At 61.1% G+C, this 19,965-nt stretch carries 16 protein-coding genes and 1 pseudogene; 7 read left to right on the top strand and 10 right to left on the bottom strand.

Going from position 1 to position 19,965, the window contains the following annotated elements:
- Positions 1-30: 30 nt before the first annotated feature.
- The 7 genes from tssA to B4F51_RS04870 form a co-directional block, all read right to left on the bottom strand.
- Positions 31-1,644: a type VI secretion system protein TssA gene (tssA, locus tag B4F51_RS04900; RefSeq protein ID WP_296223971.1), complete on the bottom strand. Its 1,614-nt coding sequence runs from the start codon at positions 1,642-1,644 to the stop codon at positions 31-33.
- A 35-nt stretch (positions 1,645-1,679) separates the two neighbouring features.
- Positions 1,680-2,417 carry a response regulator gene (locus B4F51_RS04895; protein ID WP_296223970.1) on the bottom strand — a complete coding sequence of 246 codons (738 nt, stop codon included), beginning with the start codon at positions 2,415-2,417 and terminating at the stop codon, positions 1,680-1,682.
- Positions 2,414-4,363 (bottom strand): ATP-binding protein, encoded by a 1,950-nt coding sequence (locus B4F51_RS04890; protein WP_296223969.1) that lies wholly within the window; start codon positions 4,361-4,363, stop codon positions 2,414-2,416. Before B4F51_RS04890 ends, B4F51_RS04895 begins: the two co-directional genes overlap by 4 nt.
- A 117-nt stretch (positions 4,364-4,480) precedes the next feature.
- On the bottom strand, positions 4,481-4,825 hold the full coding sequence (locus tag B4F51_RS04885) for an STAS domain-containing protein (protein ID WP_296223968.1): 345 nt from the start codon (positions 4,823-4,825) through the stop codon (positions 4,481-4,483).
- Entirely contained in the window at positions 4,783-5,283 is a 501-nt protein-coding gene (locus tag B4F51_RS04880) for an ATP-binding protein (protein WP_296223967.1), read from the bottom strand. The genes B4F51_RS04885 and B4F51_RS04880 overlap by 43 nt, the downstream gene beginning before the upstream one ends.
- Before the next feature lie 13 nt (positions 5,284-5,296).
- Complete coding sequence (locus B4F51_RS04875) at positions 5,297-7,294, bottom strand: SpoIIE family protein phosphatase (protein WP_296223966.1); 1,998 nt, start codon at positions 7,292-7,294, stop codon at positions 5,297-5,299.
- A 10-nt stretch (positions 7,295-7,304) separates the two neighbouring features.
- On the bottom strand, positions 7,305-8,312 hold the full coding sequence (locus tag B4F51_RS04870; RefSeq protein ID WP_296223965.1) for a hypothetical protein: 1,008 nt from the start codon (positions 8,310-8,312) through the stop codon (positions 7,305-7,307).
- A 1,071-nt stretch (positions 8,313-9,383) separates the two neighbouring features.
- Here B4F51_RS04870 and B4F51_RS04865 point away from each other — a divergent pair.
- From B4F51_RS04865 to B4F51_RS04850, 4 genes are all read left to right on the top strand, one after another.
- Positions 9,384-9,755 (top strand): hypothetical protein, encoded by a 372-nt coding sequence (locus B4F51_RS04865; RefSeq protein ID WP_296223964.1) that lies wholly within the window; start codon positions 9,384-9,386, stop codon positions 9,753-9,755.
- 27 nt (positions 9,756-9,782) lie between these two features.
- Positions 9,783-9,968, top strand: coding sequence for a hypothetical protein (locus B4F51_RS04860; protein WP_296223963.1), 186 nt, complete (start codon positions 9,783-9,785; stop codon positions 9,966-9,968).
- A gap of 924 nt (positions 9,969-10,892) precedes the next feature.
- Positions 10,893-12,038: a pentapeptide repeat-containing protein gene (locus B4F51_RS04855; RefSeq protein WP_296223962.1), complete on the top strand. Its 1,146-nt coding sequence runs from the start codon at positions 10,893-10,895 to the stop codon at positions 12,036-12,038.
- Between the two features lie 482 nt (positions 12,039-12,520).
- Positions 12,521-12,988 (top strand): SgcJ/EcaC family oxidoreductase, encoded by a 468-nt coding sequence (locus B4F51_RS04850; RefSeq protein ID WP_296223961.1) that lies wholly within the window; start codon positions 12,521-12,523, stop codon positions 12,986-12,988.
- Between the two features lie 88 nt (positions 12,989-13,076).
- On the opposite strand, the pseudogene B4F51_RS04845 reads toward B4F51_RS04850, so the two are convergent.
- Together B4F51_RS04845 and B4F51_RS04840 are read right to left on the bottom strand one after the other, a co-directional pair.
- Positions 13,077-14,165, bottom strand: a pseudogene (locus tag B4F51_RS04845) (IS3 family transposase).
- 117 nt (positions 14,166-14,282) lie between these two features.
- On the bottom strand, positions 14,283-14,867 hold the full coding sequence (locus tag B4F51_RS04840) for a PAS domain S-box protein (RefSeq protein ID WP_296223960.1): 585 nt from the start codon (positions 14,865-14,867) through the stop codon (positions 14,283-14,285).
- Between the two features lie 830 nt (positions 14,868-15,697).
- Between B4F51_RS04840 and B4F51_RS04835 the strand changes: the two genes are divergently transcribed.
- Positions 15,698-16,015, top strand: a complete 318-nt coding sequence (locus tag B4F51_RS04835) for a hypothetical protein (RefSeq protein WP_296223959.1) — start codon at positions 15,698-15,700, stop codon at positions 16,013-16,015.
- Positions 16,016-16,054: 39 nt separating this feature from the next.
- Here B4F51_RS04835 and B4F51_RS04830 read toward each other — a convergent pair whose 3' ends face one another.
- On the bottom strand, positions 16,055-17,101 hold the full coding sequence (locus B4F51_RS04830) for an AraC family transcriptional regulator (RefSeq protein WP_296223958.1): 1,047 nt from the start codon (positions 17,099-17,101) through the stop codon (positions 16,055-16,057).
- Between the two features lie 143 nt (positions 17,102-17,244).
- On the opposite strand from B4F51_RS04830, the gene B4F51_RS04825 reads away from it, so the two are divergent.
- Both B4F51_RS04825 and B4F51_RS04820 read left to right on the top strand, forming a co-directional pair.
- Positions 17,245-18,180, top strand: coding sequence for a bile acid:sodium symporter family protein (locus tag B4F51_RS04825; RefSeq protein WP_296223957.1), 936 nt, complete (start codon positions 17,245-17,247; stop codon positions 18,178-18,180).
- Positions 18,177-19,958 carry an SDR family oxidoreductase gene (locus tag B4F51_RS04820; protein ID WP_296223956.1) on the top strand — a complete coding sequence of 594 codons (1,782 nt, stop codon included), beginning with the start codon at positions 18,177-18,179 and terminating at the stop codon, positions 19,956-19,958. The genes B4F51_RS04825 and B4F51_RS04820 overlap by 4 nt, the downstream gene beginning before the upstream one ends.
- Positions 19,959-19,965: the final 7 nt, after the last annotated feature.

The raw sequence follows: 19,965 nt of genomic DNA, 5'->3' as shown, positions 1-19,965 counted from the left end.
CCCATGGGCCACCGGGCGGGTGGAGTGCTCTTAGTCGGTCACCAGTCGGACGGCGATTGCAGCGTTCAGGGATGCGATGCGCACCAGCAGCGAGTCGGCTTCAGCTTTGTTGTCGTCGTTGCGGCTAAGAATCGTCCAGGCGGCCCGCAGACCTTCGGCAGCGTCGTGGGGGGCCCATGTGCAGACTTCGAAACGGTCGATGTCGGCGATGATCGTCCGCGCAAATGGTTCGAGCCCGATGCCACGCCGTTGTTCGAGCAGCAGATCGCACAGTGCGGTGCGCAAGCGTAATCTATTTAACGGGGTCGCGTCTTGATCGATGGCTTGCTGCAGACAGTCAGCAGCACCCGCCAAGTTGTTGTCCGCAGCCAGTGCGCGGGCGCGCCGCAGCACGCTGTGCAGAGGGTCGATGGGCGCGGCAGCCGCCTGGTCAGTTGTCGAAGAGGTGAGCTTGTGCAGCCACTGGAGCGTCTGGGTATTGGCAAACGGCATGCCGCCAGCAAACTTCAACTGTTCAATGCCCGGCAGCCGGCTCACTAGCTTCGCGGTTTCGTTGCTCACTTCGCGTCGGGCGGCACTCCAATCATCGCCCAGGCGCTCGAGCGCACAAGCCACCGAGCAGTTCAGGTCGAGCCAGAACGGGAACTGCCGGAGCCGTGTCTCGCCAAAATTCACAATGTCCGCGCTGGCGTCAAGCGTCTGCAGGTTGTGCAACGCCTCCTGGAGGACTGCAATCGGCCCTGGCAATGCGGTCTGCCCATTTTGCGCTGGTGGTGTCTGCTCAATGGCGGCCCAGGCGGCGATGCGCCTCAGCCGGAAGCCAAGGGGATCATCGGGTTTGGCCTCGGCAAACCAGTCGCCGACGTCGGCCAGCCGCTCAAGCGCTTCGTCGATCGCCCGGCCTACTGGCGCTTCCGAGTCGAGCGGCGTTTGCGACAGCGTGCCTGAGTCGGGCGCGGATTTCAGTGCGGGTGGCATTGCCGATGCCGGTGCCGGTGCCGGTGCCGGTGCGGCTTCAACTGGTGTCGTGCTTGACGGAACCGACGTTGAAGCTTGAGCCGCCGGCTCGGGGGCAGTGACTGCGGTCACCAGCGGAACCAATCTGACCTGCGTGCGTATCGGCAACAAAGAAACGGCCTCGTCATCCTTCTGGAGCAGGAAGGAATCGACCGCGTCGATGGCAGCACACAGGCTGTCGATCATTGCAGGGTCTTGCGGTGGCAGCGTAGTCCAATCAGCTTCTTCACCATGCGCGCGAACCTGGTCGATCAACCATTGCAGGGCGTTGCGCCGTGCCCGGAGCCGCTGTATAGGCGGATAGAGCTGGTCCCACCAGTTTTGCAGCAGGTCGGCGAGCATCTGCATGCCGTCGTGCAGCCCCGACAAGCCTCGGATGCGCAGCAGCCCGTGCGTCAGATAGCAGGCGACGAGCATATCTTTGCCTGTGGTCGTCAACAAGACGGTCGACAGTTCGACTACCCGCTGCCAGTCGGGCGCGCCAGTTGCGGCTGGATTAGTCATCCTGCTGATTTCCATCTGCAGCAGATCGAATTCCGGCTCGTCGCGGACATCCTTACCGCACGGCTGCGTTTCGCTGATGGGTTGCCTTCCGATACAGGAGGAGGCTTTAACGGATTGGTCCACGGGTGTGTAAAGAACTGGGGGTGAACGTTCGAGGGTCAGTCCCAGAGCGGGACGACGTCGGCGTCGAAAAGGTATCCGGCGCCGCGCTCGGTGCGCAACAGCACAGGTTTCTTGGGATCGGATTCCAGCTTGCGCCGCAGCCTCATGATCTGCACGTCGATCGCGCGATCGTAGACGTCATCAAAGGCTCGTGTGCTTTGGAGTAGGGCGTCGCGCGAGATGACGCGGCGCGGTGCACTCAGAAATACGGCCAGCAGGTTGAATTCCGCGTTGGTGAGGGAGACGGCATGTCCGTTCGGGGCCATCAGCCGGCGGGTGTTCAAGTTCAGTGTCCAGCCGGAAAAATGCCAGGCGCGTGGTTGCTTTCCGCGCCTGACCGGAACCGGCTGCGCCGCGGTTGCCACGCGGCGTAGCAACGCCCGCACCCGTGCAAGTACCTCGCGTAGCGAGAACGGCTTCACGATGTAGTCGTCGGCGCCGAGTTCGAGACCCATGATGCGATCTGCTTCCTCTGTGCGGCCCGTGATGTGGATGATCGGGGTCGGTGCCTGCGAATGCCACTGGCGCGCGAGTTCCATCCCGTCTCCATCCGGCAGGGTGAGGTCCAGCAGCACGAGGTCATATGGCGTGGCGGAAAATGCTGCCATCGCTTCGGCGACATTCGCCGCGCCATCAAGTCTGTATCCGTGGCTTGCCAGATACTCGATGAGCATGCGGCGCATGGCGTGATCATCTTCAACTACAAGAATCGAGTGTCGTGGTGCCGTGCTCATTTCACATCCTCCACGGCAGCGCACACGGCATGGTCGAAGGCCTCCTGATCGAATGGTTTTTGCAGCGCCACGGCATGCGCGGCCCGTGCGATCGTGCGCAGTTCCGGGGCGTCGGAACACAGAATGATCGGCAGGTCTGGGAGGCGCCTGTGGATACGCAATGCGAGCTCGTTGCCGTCCACGCGTGCGATGTCGATGTCGGCCAGCAATAGACGAAGTTCACCCGGATGTGCCGTCGCATGCTCGATCGCATGTTGTGGATCGCAGTAGCTGATCGGTTCGAAACCAAGTTCGGCGAACCAGTTTTCGCAGCGCTCGCGAAGCGGGCGATCATTGCCAACCAGCAGGACGGTTTCCCTGAGACCGAATGGCTGCGGCGGTAACGGTGGCTGAGCCGGAACCGTGGCGGCGGCAAGCGGCAGGACGAGGCGGAAGACCGTTTTGCTGGTGGCAGTCTGGACGCAAACACCGCCCTGATGTTCACAAGCGATGCCGGCGACGATTGCGAGGCCGAGACCTGTGCCGTTGCCCGTACGCGCTGAAAAAAAGGGTTCGAATAGATGCGGCAGATGCTCGGCAGCAATGCCCGGGCCGTCGTCTTCAATCTCGACCCATGTGGCAGGGCCCCGTGGTGCGTCGCCGACCGCCATCGGTGTCGCCGGCATCGTCGCACCGGCCACCCGGATCGTGACGCGTGCACGCGCTGCCTGCGAGGCATTGCGCACGAGATTCAACACCGCGCGCACAAGCTGGCCCCGATGTGCGGCAACTGGCAGAACGTCATGAGAAGGCTCGACCTGCAGCGCGACGCCTGTCCGCATCAATGGACTTGCCAAAGCCACGGCCTCGCACACGATGTCGCGCAGATCGAGCATCTCGCGCGCCCGTTCGCCGCGCCGCGCGGCAAGCAGAATCTGCTCAGTCATATCGCGGCCGCGCCGCGATGCCTGCAGGACTTCCTGCAACGGTTGCTGCGCGGGCGAATCCAGAGGCAGGCGTGTTTCGGCAATCTCGGCGTAGCCGCTGACCGCCCCGAGGATATTGTTGAAATCGTGAGCAATGCTGCCCGCGAGCAGGCCGAGTGATTCGAGCCTGCGAGCCTGTTCGAGGCGCGCCGCAAGTCGCCGTCGCTCCCATGTGGCGATGGCGACGAAGAACGACAACGACGCCACCCCAGCTATATCCACCTGCAGCCGCCAGACGCTGTCTGCATCCCCATGGCGGTATGGGCCGAGATCGAGCAATGTCAAACCAACACCGAGCACCGCGGCCGCGGCAACGGTCAACGCCGCGCTTTTCATGCCTCCGTAGATTGCTGCAGATGCCAAGATCAGCGACAGCAGCCCGCGCTGTACTTCCTCCGGGAAATGCAGCAGCGTTCCTGCTGCGCTCACAGCGGCAACCGCAAGCACGCCGGCCAACGCAGCCAGGCTTGCGATCCGCTGTGTCTGATGCGTGTCGTCCCGTGGATGACGCCAGGCGAGCAGCGCCGGCACCAGCACCATGATCGCCATGCCGTTTCCGACCATCAGCGTGCGCCATTCGCGGATCCAGTCCGTGACCATCGCGTGGCTCGCAATGGTTGCGCCCAGCGCGGCAGCCACTGCCACCGCCAGGGTGGGCACCAGCAGCAGAAAGCGCGTCAGTTCGGCGGTCGTTGTTGGCATGCCGGCGGGGTTGACGTAGCGCTGGCCGAGCCAGGCGCAGAGTGCTACCTCGAACACATTGAGCAATGCAAACGCGAGGTCGACGTGCCATGGCAGCCAGTCCAGCGTGCCGACCGCCATCATGGCCACACATACCGCCAGAAGATAGGGCAGCCACTGGCGCCTGGGCAGTGGCCATAGCGTCGCGATTGCGCAGGCTGGCGCCGGCCACGCGATTGCGATGAGTGTGCCGCCGGGATTTTCGAGCTGTGCGGCTGGACTGGCCAGCAGGTAGTACACGGCACCGAGCACGACTGCGCCCAGCGGTACGCGTAGGCCGCTGATCGAAGGAGTTGCGCGCATGCTCAGTTTGTCCTCAGGTGTGCCGGACCCGACGCAACGCCGGCTGCCGGGCGGTCACGCTTCAGTCTCGGAAAGCGCAGCCAGCGCATCTGTCCGGTCGCTGAACATGCGAAAGATTGAGGCGAATCCGCTGACCTGGAAGACTTCGTAGACTTGCGGTGTCAGGCCCGCCAAAACCAGCGTGTGCCCGGCACCTTTGGCGAGCTTGATGCTTTTTAGCATGACGCGCAGACCGGCGGAACTGATATATGGCACGCTCGCCAGATCAAGCACGACACACGTAGCCCGCTGCACGCAGGCTGGCAGCACGTCTTCCAGCTGTCCTGCCGTGCTACTGTCGATCTGGCCGGACAGGGCTAAAACGACGACGGTACCCTCGCGAGTTTCTTCGATTTCCAATCCTGTTCTCCCCGATCAGTGTGATTGCCTATAGATGTCTGGATGCGTTGCCTTGCGATGCGTTTGCTGAAGCTCAGCCGGTTGCGCTCGTCGCGGTATTCATACGCCACGCTGTCCATCATTTTCTTCACCAGAAAAATGCCCAGGCCGCCGATTGGGCGCTCGTCGATGCCGGCCTCCGTGTCCGGGGCGGGTATCTGCAACGGATCGAAGGCAATTCCGTCGTCGACAACCTGGACGCGCACTTCGCGGTTATCGATGAGAATGAACACTTTGATCGGTTGCCGGGGGGCCCCATACTCGACGATATTGGTGACGACCTCATCCAGCGCGATCGCAAAACGCTGGCACAGCGCATCAGACAATCCGTGCTCGGCAAAGAAGGCGCGCAGCCATGCAACCAGTGCGTTGATGTCCGGTTGTTGCGGAGAAAGCTCGATTTCGATCTCCTGTGACACGTTTGTCTCCTCATCAGTCTGTATCCGCCTGAATATAGTGCACGGCCAGACAGGTGATGTCGTCCGACTGAGGAGCACTGGCTGCGAATGCAGACACGTCTTCGATCAACGCGTTAAGCTGCGGCTCGGCACGTAGGCCGGCGTTGCGTGCCAGCACGTCCGTCAGACGCTGTTCGCCATAGGCCTCGCCGTTTTGGTTGAAGGCTTCGGTGATGCCATCGGTGTAGAGCAGCAGCGCCGAACCTGGTGCAAGGTAGATGCGATGTTCTGCATACGGGGTGCCATCGATAACACCCAGCGCCATGCCGTCCGTTCTGGGCAGTGCCGTGACCGTGCCGTCCGGGCTGACAAGATACGGCGAATTATGGCCACCGTTGGCGTAATCCAGTTGGCCCGTGCGAGTGTCGAGAATTCCGTAGAACACGGTGACGAACATGGCTGCATCATTGTCGTGCTCGAGCAGATCATTGGCCAGCATCAATGTTGCGCCGGGGCTGTCCACTGTTGGCGCGATGGCGCGCAACAGCGTACGTGAAACGGCCATGAACAGCGCGGCTGGAACGCCCTTTCCTGACACATCCGCGATGACAATGCCAAGCTTGGTATCCGAGAGCCAGAAATAATCATAGAAGTCGCCACCGACTTCTTTGGCCGGAATCATGCGGGCAAACATCTGCAGGTTTTCCCGCGTGGGGAAGCGTTTTGGCACGATGGATTGCTGCATGCGCCGGGCTACATCCAGTTCCTGCTGGATCGAGATGAGCTGGGCGTGCGCGTTGAATACATGTTGAATCGTGCGAAACCACGGCTGCCAAGCGGGCGGAACAGCTGGGATCGACTTGGCGGTTCCCTTGCCTTCGTCGTCGATATAACGCACGAGTTTTTGGGCGGGCAGAACGGCGCCCTGGTAGGCCAGTCGGTTCGCTACGACGAGCATGGCAGTGAGTCCGATGACCAGGAGCAGGACAGTCATTCCGCCCGTTTGCAAGGACGAGCGGAAGAGATCCCATTGCGGCACGATCAGCACGAGCCGGAAAGGTGCGTTGTTGATGGTCCGGGTTTCGACGTAGTAGCCGTGCGTGCGCAGGATTCTCCCTTCGGATGCCTCAAGGATGTCGCGCAGTTCACCGTTTAGGGCGGCAGGAAAGGCAGACGACAGCGGCAGTATTTTCTCAGCATCTGCGGGTATCAGACTCGGGTGCGCGAGCAACTGTCCATGTCGGTTCACGATGAACAGGGTTCCGAATTCGGCGTGCCAGTTTCGCACGAACGCATTGAGTTGCGTGAGCGTGAGGTCAAGTGATACGGCGCCGCGAAATTGCCCATCGGTAAACACGCCGGCTGATGTAGTGACCATCAGGCCTTTGCCGGCTTCGTCGATATAGGCAGGGGTCCAGATGATTTGTCGAGTTGGATTCCGCTCGGGTGTGACATCGCGAAAGAAGGCCTTTTCTTTGAGGGAATCCGCGTAGAAGAAAGTTCTTGATGCAACCCAGGGGTAGATGTTGATGAAGCGCTCGGACGACGTGTAATAGACCCAGGCGGCTTCCGGAATGTTGGACTTGATCGCACGGAACGTGTCGTTCAGATTGAGTGCCATGTCCAATTCCCGCGCCACGGCCGCTGAAGGTGCTAAAACATAGCCGGTGAGGTTGCCGACATCGTTCTGTGTCCACGGCGACGGAGGCAGATCCAGACAAACGCCTCCATCCGGCGCGCACGGATGCAACGCGTTCCGCAGAGGAGATGAGGGGCGTTCCGCATCGTGTAACCGATACCGGGCCTCCGCATGGACTCGCATAGAATTGACTGCATCAGCGCTGCTTTTCAGGATGGCATCGAGCGCTACGGTCTGTTCTTGCATGCGCTCGGCAAGGTTGATGGTCTTAGCGTGCAGCGCGCGCTCGAATTGCAGATAGATCAGCGCGCAGGCGACTAGCAGCACCCCCACGAACGTGACGCGCATGATGTGCCGGTAGCGTTCAAACAAGGACGTCGCCAGATCAGCCATGATGGTGCGGTCAAGCGACGCAGATGTTTCGGCTAGCGCCGTCGGTGTTCGCGCGCCGGCTGGTTTCGCCGCTGTCGATCATGCGCAACCGGTCGCGCAGGACGATCGAACTCGTCAGGCCGAGGGTCTCGGAGAAGGCCTTGTGCGTCATTGATTGACGGCTGACGGCAGGTATTTGGGACCGGGCTTTCAGTTGGCCAATGAGGTGCTCATAATCTTCCTTGCCTGCAACAATGACGTCGAACCAGTTCAAGCGCGCGGCGGCGATGTCGGGGGAGTTTTGCAAGGCAGTGCACAGTCGGCCAAGGCGTGTGGCCTGGTCAAGCAGCATCAGTTCGACTTCCGTGTCGTTGCTGCTTAGTTTCTGGCGGAGCTGGGCATCCCAGCGGATGCTGATTTCTGGCAGGAACAGATACCGCAGCCCTTGAATCACGCCGATTCGACCATCTGCGGCGGGGATCGTGGTGAACCCGTCGATGGTCCAACCGTCACCGGGAAACTCGACGATCTGTCGGACAAGCTGGGTGATCGCCGAAATGCGCTTGGGTGTTCGCAGCAGCACAGTCAATCCGGGGCGGGCATTGTCAGTCCACTCGTCGGGCTGCAGCACGCGGCCGACGAACGCGTCGGTCTGGCGCGCGGCGCGCGCTTGCAGGAACACGCTTGCTGCGAGTGCTGTTGCATTGAAACCGGGGGCCGCTTCAATCTCAAGCCCGACGGACAACTCACGGCTGGTCCCGTATTGCCCCAGTACCGGGCGCATCAGAACTTGGCGAGCATGACCATCGTCGTGAATCTGCCTCATGATCGGCTTGACGAAATCGCTCAGATGCCGGCATGGCGGATAGACCAGACTGGCAGGCAGTGTCGTCCCGTCGCAGCCGCGAATGCGAGCTAGCCCGCCCGCACTACTTTGCAGGGTTAGTCCCACGAAATAGTGGTCCGCGCGATCAGTCGATGCTGTGCGTTTCACGCCAACCTCGAAATTCAGGGCATCGAACTTCGCATCGGTCCACATACCAGCATCGGGATGCGCTGGTGCGCGGGGGTATTTGAAGGGTCTGACGGGATGCCGTGTGTATCACGTTCATGTCATGCGCCACGAATTGCGTTTGCGCGGGCTCGCAGCACGCCACGGGGCACTGGTCTGAATGCCTGGAATGGCGCGCCGGTGCTGATTCGGCTGGCTGGCAATTTAGTTCAACCGCTGGCCTATGCGTTGAGTACCGGCATTGGCAACGTAGAGGCCGCCAGTTTGGGCGCCGGGCAGCGGCCGAACTGGGGGGAAGTGCGCAATTGGGACTGAACATGATCGACGATATGGCGGTTTGCTCCCGCTGTGGTCCCGCCAAGATGCTGACGCCGTGTGACGCTTGGGGTGAGCTTGCCGAAAGTATGCGGGAGATGGCCACAACGCAGTTAGTCGATTGGTCTCAAACATTGGTTAATCCGTCCATGGCGTACCACCGCCCCGGCGGGCGTCGATGCCGGTCTTATTGCACGGGAACGCCCCATGCGTTTTCTTCCTCTCGCACGGGCTTGTTGATTGGGGCGCGCCGGTTACGTTGCTGCGTGACGCTGTGCGTCTGCAGCCCGCGAGACGTCGTCATGGCGTTGTTCTGCGTCCCGCCTTTCGCCAGCTTGCCGTCTGGTCACGAGATTCCGCAGCGTCTCTGGATGGCAGCGCGCAAGATTCCCAATCGCGACGTGCGTTCAGGGGGGGGCCAAAGAGCCCAAAAAATTGGAGCACGATGAGACGGAATTGCCAGTGATCGAGGCGTGCTGACTAACGCCTTCCACTGCATCATGGCTAGGATTCCTACCCTTGCTGGGCGAGCCAACATTGGGGAGGGGGCAGACGTTGATCCAGACGAACAACTCAGCGTGGCGGTCTCCATCGACAATCAAAACCGTCTGGTTTTAAGAGAGTGTCTGATTGCTGCTGATCGCAGGTCGTTTTTCGGCTATGTGGGCGTGAGTCTGTGTGTCACACAAGCGCGGCAACATGGCGACACAAAGACAAGCCTATGGCCACGAATAGCGCCGTTCAATTTTCGGTGCGTTCCTTCTACTCTAGATCCGTACCTACATGATTCATCGAAACCACTCGGCGCTGTGGGTGGCGCTTGCGTTGTTTTGCACCGCCTGCACGTCTTATCGCTATATTCCGCCGCAGACCGCTGCTGGGCGACAATGTGTCACCACATGCGAGACCAACAAACAGATCTGCACTGCTGGCAAGGAGCAAACTGCCGCCGTTAAGACGCAGGCCTGCGAAACGCGAAGAGCTACACAACTCTCTAGCTGCCTCGCTCTGGCTGGCAGTGACAAGGGTGCGCGGGAACAATGCGCGAAGAAGTCCGGCTATTGCTCGACTTATGCCGACACCAGCGCGTGCGAGGAAAGCTACCGCGCCTGCTATGTGCAGTGTGGTGGTCAAGTGGTATTGGAAGAAAGCTGATACCCACTGTTTTTCTGGATTATTGGCTTGGCGATTGAGGATGCCGTGCGGGGTCACTCGGCCCTCTTCAAGAACCGGGGCGACCTGCGCGAACATGCGGTTGTTGAAGCCTTCTTCACCAAGGGTGCGGACTCGGCAGGCCTGCGCGGCTTGCTCTCCGGAAGGCACTTCTCTGTCGATGGCAGGCTGATCCTGGCGTGGACCCAGCCATAAGCGTCTCCGCCCCAAGGGCGGTTCGGTCGCTCGCCTGTTCAGGGGGCGTAGGTGCAACGCGACGATGCTCGGCTGTCACGGGCACCTGCTCGTGGAGAGCCCTCGGGCCGTGGGTAGCACGATGCCACGGGGATGGCATGACCGACTGTGCAAGCGCCTTGCGGTCGCTCGAAGGCATGCCGGGATATATCGCCAAGACGCTGGGTGCCGATGGGGGTTACGACATGCGACTTCGTACGCAGCTACTGTAATCCCTGGCATCGCCAAGGTGGGCGGTCACTTTAATGTTTCCAATAGCTTATGGGCTGGCTACCTGGGATGCCCAGGCCAAAATGAGGGACGTATCGACTAACGCTATCAGGGTGTTCGTCACACAATTGGGCCAGTTGCTCGCGCACATATCACTAAAGCAATTCAGTGAGAAGGCAGGTTTTCCTTTTGCCACCAAACTGGGCAAGAAAGAAGACGACGCCCGTGAGGTGCTGAATCGAATGGTGTTGTCGACAGGCTTTGTGTTTCGGCTGTAACCGAGGGGCGGGTTCTTGAAACACGCCAGTTATAGAGCATGGGCAGCATGCTGCCCATGCGCAATGGATGGGGTGCAGGGCAGGCTCGCTGGGCATGGGTGGAATCGAGGAGGCTCGGCTTCCCGCTTAGTTCACCAAGGATTTGACCGGAAGGCGTCGGGACCCGGGATTGTGGCTCACGCCAAAATCCCGGCGCCCGGGCGAATCTCCAGATGGGGAAATGGGGCGGACGGGCAACCCAGATTTAGGTCGGCGTTCTTGTTTGATCGATGGCGGGCCGCATTGCCGCTTACTGAACTCCCGGCGCGGCAGCGCGCAGATCCGCCGCCCTTGGGCTCAACCCCTGATCTCCCGGGGTCCATCACAGCAATCTTTTCCGATCATCTGAAGCAAATCCATGACTGAAGGTATCCACGAATTCCATGAACGGCGTCATGGCCACCTCACGCGTTGGCCAGTTGCAGCGGCTTTGGCCCTGCTGCTGGCCGCCTGTGGCGGAGACGGGTCAGGCACCGACGTCGGTACCACGCCCACGCCGCCCGCCGTGGTGCAAAAAGGCTTCGGCCCCGCTCAGCTTTACAACCCCAGCACCAATCCGAACGGCCACGTGCTGCAGGAAGGTGACACCGGTATCGTGTTTCTGCCGCAGGCCAGCATCGCCGCTGCGACCGAGCAACAGGTGTGGTTCGAGATCGCCGACGCCAGCACCTATGCCTTCGAGATGCAGGACGAGGATCTGACAATCCTGGCCAAGATGGAAGTCAACGACGCCACTGGTCAGCCGCACGTGACAGTCGATGCCGATCATCGCTTCGCCAGTGCCATGCTGGCGCCGGGCCGCTATGCGCTGCGTCTCGTCGCCAGCCCGGCCAGTCGTGAGACGCCGCCGCTCTTCATTCGCTTCAGTGGCGAAGCCACACAGGCGAGCCAAGCGGGCGCGTTCCGCAAGCTGGCGCAGCGCGCCGGCGACAGGCACCTATTTCCCGGCATATCGCCTAGGACTTGCGTCGGCTGTGACCTGAGCGGTGCGTATCTGAAGAATATGGATCTGCGCCAAGCGGATCTGAGTGGGGCGACTCTGCGTGCAGCGAACCTGGAGGGTGCGAATCTGAGTGACGCGAATCTGAGTGGCGCGAATCTGGAGCGAGCGAATCTGGCTTTGGCGCTTCTGAAAGGAGCCAGTCTCGAACGAGTCAGCTTGGAACGTGCGGATTTGAGTTGGGTGAATCTGAGCGAGACGAGTCTGAAGGGAGCGAAATTCAGGGACGCGTTTCTGGGCGGCGCGAATCTGGAGCGAGTGAGTCTGCAAGGAGAGGATTTGACCGGAGCGATGCTAGAAAAAGCGAATCTGAGTGAGGCGGACCTGAGTGGGGCGAATCTGAGTGAGGCGATTCTGTGGAACGCCAATCTGAAGGGGGCGAATCTGAGAGGGGCGAACCTGAGTGGGGCGAGTCTGTATGGCGCGAATCTGAGAGGGGCAATATGGGTGGACGGCCGTACGTGCGGGGAGTCTACCTCCCTTCCCCTCGGGAAATGTCAGTAGCAGTAATGCACATCAATAGACGGCAGACATGGATAAATGCTGTCTGGCGTTCCTTTAACAAGGGTGTTGGAATCGGAAGAGGCAAATGCAATATTGGATTTTCCCGGTTCTCCGAATCGCGTGCGCGGTGGCAGGTGATCAATCACGACTGGAAGGCGTGGTGTTTCGGACACGGGCGGCCCAAACGCGTGAGCAATCTCGACCAACAATGCGTTTCAGCGGCGCGAGTGGGAGCCAGATCACCAGCAGATTTTGGACGCGATCAATTCATGATGTGTGTTCTGAATTAAGAAAAGAGCAGTTCTCTCGCGTACGGTTGATCCTGACGTCTCGCAAAGTGGACTGGATGTCTTGCGAGGTCGCCATGGGTGTTGTTCACCGCATTCTTGTGCGGGGATGACAGAGTCTGGCCCCGCTGATTTACTGAGTGCTCGCTAGGCTGCAATGCCAGTGATTCGCTCTTCCTCAATTACCTTCCCGCCATGAAGACCGGAATCACGACAACTGCGCTGCTGTCCGTGCTCGCCCTCTGCGGTATCCACGCACCTGCTGTACGGGCCGCGACCGAGAGTTGCCACGCCACCTCGGAGCAAGAGATCGCAGCCCTGTTCGATCGATGGAACGCCGCCCTGCAGACACTCGACGCCGCCCAGGTTGTCGCCAACTACGCACCTTCTTCCATCCTGCTGCCGACGGTGTCCAACCAGCTGCGGCTAAGCGAGGAAGAGAAGCTGGATTACTTCCGCCACTTTCTCGAGAAGCATCCCGTGGGCATGGTCGATTTTCGCAGGATCGAGATCGAATGCAATACAGCCATCGATGCCGGGCTCTACACGTTCGCGTTCAATGACGGATCGCGCGTCAAGGCGCGCTACACCTTCACCTACAAGTGGGATGGGCAGCAGTGGCGCATTACCAGCCATCACTCATCAAAGCTGCCGGAAAACTAGGGTTGATTGACAAAAAACAAGGAGATGCTGCGCAGGGCCGTTAGATAATCCCCCCCCCCCCATTTCCCACGTGGTTCAGAAGTAGAACCTAAGCGGCCATGGCCAACCGCTGCTTTGGCGTGAACCCGCCCAAGGCCATATTCGGGCGGTCGTGATTGTAAGTCCACATCCAGTCGGTGGCGAAACGCTGCACGTGGTCCAGGTCTTCCCAGCGGTACTGCGACAGCCATTCGTAGCGCACGGTCCGGTTGAATCGCTCGACGTACGCGTTCTGCTGGGGCTTGCCCGGCTGGATGTAGTCGAGCCGGCTGCCAGACTGCCGAGCCCATTCGGTGATCGTGGCGCTCAGGTATTCTGGCCCGTTGTCGCATCGAATGGCCTTGGGCCTGCCGCGCCAACCGATAATCTGCCGCAGTGCGCGGATCACGCGCTCCGAGGGCAGCGAGAAGTCGATCTCGATGCCGAGCGCCTCGCGGTTGAAGTCGTCGATCACGTTGAGCAGCCGGATGCTGCGCCCGTCGGCCAGTTGGTTGTGCATGAAGTCCATCGACCAGACCTGATTGATGGCCGCCGGCACCGCCAGCTGCTCGGGCACCTGTCTGACCAGCCGCTTGCGCGGCTTGATCCGCAGGTTCAGCTCCAGCTCGCGATAGATCCGGTACACGCGCTTGTGATTCCAGCCGAAGCCTTTGCCGTTGCGCAGGTACAGGAAACATAGGCCGAAGCCCCAACTCTGGTGGTTGTCGGTCAGGCGCAGCAGCCAGTTCGCAATGACTTCGTTCCCGGCGTTGCGCTGGCTGACGTATCGGTAGCAACTCTGGCTGACTCCAAACGCTTCACAAGCCAGCCGGATGGATACGCCACGCGCGGACACCGCATGCATGGCCCATCTCTCGTCGGCAAGATGGCCTCACGCTTTTTTTGCGAGCGCCTCCGCAACGATCTCGGCCTTGATCTTCTCGTCGACGTACATCTTGCGCAGCCGCGCGTTCTTGGCCTCCAGCTCCTCCATGCGCGCGATCAACGAGGTGTCCATGCCGCCGTACTTCGAGCGCCATTTGCAAAACGTCGCCGTGCTGATGCCTAACTCTCGGCACAGCTCCGGTATCGTGAGCCCTGATTCCACGCGCTTGCGCGCGTCCATGATCTGGCTGTCCGTGAATCTAGACTTCTTCATCCTGTAGAACTCCCTCAACGAGAAAATTCTACTTCTGCGCGCGTTGGGTTTTCGGGGGGATTACCGTATAGCGCTGGGGGTGTGTGCTATTTGTGCCAGTGTGATGCAGAGCGGGTATCAGCGATTCTGCATCTCTTTGAGCCACAGGCTCATCAGGCCAGCGCGGCCACGTACACCGAACTTGCGATAGACGTTCGTGATGTAGGAATGCGTGGTTGAAATGGCAAGGCCCAGCTGTTCCGCAATCTGCTTTTCTGCGGCCTCAGTCAACAACAGGTGCAATACCCGGCATTCATGCGGTGCCAGACGCTCCTGCAACTGCGCCAGGGGGCTGCGTTGCGCCGCCGTCCTGGTTGCGGTGACATCGCGCGCCACGCCGATGCGCAATCGATGCTCCGCACTCCACTGGGCCGACCACGACAAATGGACATCGGTGCCAAGCTGGTGCCGATAGCGATTCTCGAATCCGGTGCGCTTTGCGCCTGCCTGAACGCGGTCCGCTTCCCTTTGTGTTCTGTCGCGGTCGTCCGGCGCGACGAGTTCGAGCACACATTGCCCGACCAGTTCGGATGGCCGATAACCCAGGATATCTTGCCACGCTGCATTGGCGTGACGGATCCGCCCACGCTCGTCGACCAGAAAAACCCCATCCGGAAGACTATTGGCCAACGCGATCGCGCTCACATCATTGAGAACTTCCATGGTTTGCCGCTTTTGATTGCAATACAAAAGAACCGATGGCCAGGCGCCGTTGCGCATTACCGAGCTTGGTCACAATCGTAGACAGCGAAAACCGGTTGCATAGGGCTGTGATCATGACAGCGCTGCCAGGCTTTCCGCGGTCGGGATACGTTTTTCCTGAGCCCGGCGGACCAACAAGCAGCCAGCATGAATGGCGTCTGCTGGCGGGTTCTTGCCCTCTAATTAGCAGGGTGCCAGCAAGAATAGCGTCTGCTATCGTTTCCGACAATATGCTGCGTTAGCAGCATTCCTAATAACAATGTTCAGCGTCCGCGCGGTTCCATGGGATCGACGCGGGGCGGGTAACGGGGAAAACAGCAAGTCGTCTGGCCGTCGCAGGCCAAATCCGACTCGTAGACGCGGGGTGAGCGGATTCTCCCCGCGTCTTTTTGAGTTGGCGTTCCGGCGACATTGCTTCGGCGTGGATGCGCAAGCCCTCACCAATCAGATCATTGGTGAGGGAACAACATAAAAACGAGCCGCACCTTGTTTGAGGAACGGGGAAGCGTCTTCATGCGCTTGACCAACCCCGAGCCCGGCGGGCTTGGGGCGGTGCTTGCGCTCTTGGCTTTGGTAGCGACGCGCAGCAACCGCGGTCAGGTTATTCAATTAAAAAAAGAATAATCAATAAGCCCGCTTTGATTTAGCGTCTGAATAATATGGATTTGATTTGCAAGATAAGGTTGTATAAAGATCGTGGGCGTTATTTTGCGGTGTTGGTCGCACCGGACACGATGTGCTCCAGCACAGGGCGAAACGCAGCTGAAGCTTTGACAAATTTAGGCCGTTCAATGGCCGAGAATTCTCTCCCTCAGTCGGCCGATTTCTCGATAGAGCCGAAGGAGCGCAAGAGGGCTAGTCGGGTAGCAGGGCCCACGCCTGATCCTCGCGAATTTCCCCGCGCCATACCCACCGTAAAACGCCTCCTCAACGAGCGTTTCGGCAAGGTCACCTTGCGTGAACTCTCAGAAAAGCTGGGTTTGGACGACGTCACTCCGCAACTGCTGTCTTCTTCCATCGCGGGCAACGGGGCGAAGCGCGTTCGTCTGGCCATTGCCAAGGCCCTTGGAGAAGATCCCAATGCGCTTTGGCCAATGGCGCGGCACTAGCAAGGAATGCGCTGTTGAAGAGCTAGAACCGGCAATCTTTTACCGTGCTTGTGGTCCCCGCTTCATCCGCGCCCGGCTCGGCGGCATGCCTGTCCAGCGCCGGAATGCCTGACGGAAATTCGCCGCCTCCGTAAATCCCAGCGCCGCCGCGATCTCGTCATTGTTCAGCCGAGTATCGCGCAGGTAATCGAGCGCGAGCTGGCAGCGCACTTTGTCGAGCACTTGCTGATAGGCATTGCCTTCGTCAGCCAGCTTGCGCCTGAGCGTGCGCGAACTCATCCCCCAGTCGGCGGCAATCGCTTCGATGCCCGGAAAGCGCCCCGGTACGCGCAGCAATTCAGCGATCAATCGACTTGTGATGCCACGCGCCTGTTGAAACTCGTTCAGCAGGCGCTCACAGGTTTCGTACGCCACCATGGCGGTGGCGGGGTTGCCCTGTACGGGAGCATGCTCCAGCCAGGCCGCGTCGAATTGCAGCTCGCTCTGACCGCTGGAAAACTGAACCGGGCAGCCAAGCTGCTCGGCCATGTCGGCGGCGTGCACCGGCGCCGCGTACGGCAGCATCACGTGCAAGGGCCGTAGCGCTGCGCCCAGCACGTCACGGTGCAGGGCCAGTTGTGTACCCAGTTGCCATTCGAGCACGAAGCGATACAGCGGCGTGTCCTCTCCCAGGCCATAGACATCGCTGAAGCGCCAGCCAACGACGTTGTTCCGCTGGACAAACTCCAGACCGAGCAGCGGTGCCGTCAGCACGCGATAACGCATCGCCATGGCGATCGCCTCGCGTGCGGTGGGGCTGCACAGCAATGCGTATCCATAGAGGCCGAACTGCGTGATCCGGGCGGCAAGCCCGGCGCGCAGCGCCAGATCGGCCCGAGGCGACAGACGCAGCGCGTTCTCGCAAACGGTCAGCAACTGACGCGCACTGATGCGCGTCTCGGGCCGCTGGAAGTCCGTCACCGCGAGGCCTGTACCCGCCAGGGCCGCGACGGCATCCACGCCCAGGCCGACCATGATCTCGATCAGGGCCTGGAGCTTGTGCGGACGGTGAATCCGCTCATCGGACAAGGGGAAGTCTGGCTGCATGGCGGAGCATTGTAGCAACGTGTCCGAATTTCATCTGTTTTGGACGTTTCGCACCTAGGCAAGTCGTCCGCAGGGCAGAACAATCCGTGTCGACATGACGCAATGGCCCCCACAGAGAGCGGCCATCATCAAGGGAGACTCCGGTGCCTATCACACCACAGCATGTCGCTGCCTCGTCGATCGATCTGGTGCGACTGAACTTCAATCCGCAAGCCCAGCTCGGGCTCAGCCTGGTCCTGGCCCTGGTGATGTTCGGCATCGCCCTGGACCTGACGCGCGACGACTTCCGGCAGGCGTGGGCCAGACCGCGGGCGCTGGTCATCGGTCTGCTCAGCCATCACGTGCTGTACCCGGCCGCCACATTCCTGATGATCGTCCTGCTGCGACCGGCGCCGTCGATCGGGCTGGGGATGTTGCTCGTGGCGTCCTGCCCGGCCGGCCACATCTCGAATTTCTTCACGCACCGCGCCAACGGCAACACGGCGCTGTCGGTGTCGATCAGCACCCTGTCGACGCTTGGCGCCATTGTCATGACGCCGCTGAACGTCAGTTTCTGGGCGTCACGCGATCCGCAGATGGCCGCATTGCTGCATAGCTTCTCGCTCGATCCGGCGCGGATGCTGCTGGAAGTCGGGCTGCTGCTGGGCCTGCCGCTGGCGCTCGGACTGCTGGTGCAAGCGCGTGCGCCGACACTGGCAAAGCGCCTGCATGTGCCAATGAAGCGGTTCTCGATGCTGGTGTTTCTGGTGTTCGTGCTGGGCGCGCTGGCGCTCAACTGGGCGATCTTCCTGGAGTGGGGGCGCTACGTCGTACTGCTGGTGCTGGCGCACAACGCACTCGCCCTGGCCGGTGGCTACACCTTCGCGCGCCTTGCGGGCTTGGCCGAGCGCGACTGCCGCGCCGTGGCCTTTGAAACCGGCATCCAGAACTCCGGGCTCGGGCTGGTGCTCATCTTCAATTTCTTCGACGGGCTGGGCGGTATGGCCATCGTCACGTCGTGGTGGGGAATCTGGCATATCGCGGCGGGCACGGGGCTGTCGACATTCTGGCTGATGCGCGATCGCAGGAGGCTGGCATGAACGACTCTGCGCGCATTCTCGTCACCGGCAGCAATGGCTACCTGGGACATCAGGTGGTCGAGGCGCTGGCTGCACAGCGCAGCGGACAGTCCGAACTGATCGTCGGCATGGATCTTCGCGAGCCAGCCGCCGATAAACGACTCCCGGGCGTCATCTACGCTCAAGGCGACATTCGAAATACGGACCTCGAAGTGCTGCTGCGCACACATCGAATCAAGCAAGTGGTGCATCTCGCGGCCATCGTGACGCCGCCCCAAGGCAGCGATCGTGCGCTGGAGTATGAGGTCGATGTCGTCGGGACGCGGCGCCTCCTGCAAGCCTGTGTGGCCACCGGCGTGGAGCAGATCCTGATCTCGTCTTCCGGCGCGGCGTATGGCTACCACGCAGACAACCCCGAGTGGCTTCGCGAAAGCGACCCCATTCGCGGCAACGAGGAGTTCGCTTATGCCTGGCACAAGCGGCTGGTTGAGGAGATGCTCGCCGAATACCGCGAACGCCATCCGGCCCTCAAGCAAACCGTACTGCGCGTGGGCACTATCCTGGGCGAGCGCGTCAACAATCAGATCACGGCGCTGTTCGAGAAGAAACGCATTCTGGTGCTTCGCGGTGCGGCCAGTCCTTTCGTCTTCATCTGGGACCAGGACGTCGTCGGCATCATCCTGCACGCGTTACGGGGTCGCCGTGCGGGCATCTACAACGTGGCCGGCGATGGCGCCCTGGGTGTACGCGAGTTAGCCGCACGCATGGGCAAGCCCTGCCTGGTCGTCCCGCCGTGGTTGCTGCAACTTGGATTGGCGATCGGCCATCGCCTGGGCGTCAGTCGCTATGGTCCGGAACAGGTGCGCTTCCTTCGTTATCGGCCGGTGCTCGATAACCAGCGGCTCAAGGCCGAACTTGGCTACCAGCCGCGCAAGACGTCGGCCGAAGTCTTCGATCTGTGGTGGGCGAGTCGCCCGCGCCATGGGCGTGCGCAGGTAGGGGCATGGCAGGGCCGTTGCGCGGTTGTGACCGGTGCGGGCGGCGGACTGGGCGCTGCGTTGAGCCGTCAGTTGGGGAGGGCGGGCGCCCAGGTGGCCCTGCTCGACCGGGACAGTGCCGCGGTGGAAGCGATCGCCGCTGAACTGCGGGCCGACGGCTGCCGCGCGCAAGCCTTTACCTGCGATATCACCGATGCCGATCGGGTGGAGGAGACCCTTGCGCAAGTCGTCGCGCTGTTCGGCAATGTCGACCTGCTCATCAACAATGCCGGCATCGCCGCGCGCAGCCTGTTCGAGCACACAGGTTCAGAGGTCATGCACCGAGTCATGGAGGTCAACTACTTCGGCGCGGTGCATTGCACGAAGGCAGCGCTGACGTCGCTGATGGCAACACGCGGCCGCATCGTCGCCGTCAGCAGCATCGCCGGGTTTTCGCCGCTGATCGGCCGCTCGGCCTATGCCGCGAGCAAACACGCGCTGCATGGCTTTTTCGACAGCCTGCGCAGCGAACTGCGCGACCGCGGCGTATCCGTGACGCTGGTGTGCCCGTCCTTCATCTCGACAGGGATTGAAGCTGCGGCGCTCGGAGGCGACGGCAAGCCCGTCGGCGGCAAGCGCGACGTGACGGGAACGGTGGCCAGCCCCGACGAGATCGCCGCTTGTGTCCTTCGTGCAGCGGCAATCCGCAAGCGCTTGGTGCTGCCAGGTGTCACGGCAAAGGTCGCCTATATCGTCAGCGGCCTGGCGCCCCGAATGTACGAAGGGCTGATGCGCCGTCGCGTCGGTCACGAATTCCGTTAAGAAGGCA

The organism is Ralstonia sp. UBA689 (genome assembly GCF_002298975.1).
In the GTDB taxonomy this organism is placed as follows: domain Bacteria; phylum Pseudomonadota; class Gammaproteobacteria; order Burkholderiales; family Burkholderiaceae; genus Ralstonia.
This window is presented reverse-complemented; position numbering and strand designations above follow the sequence as displayed.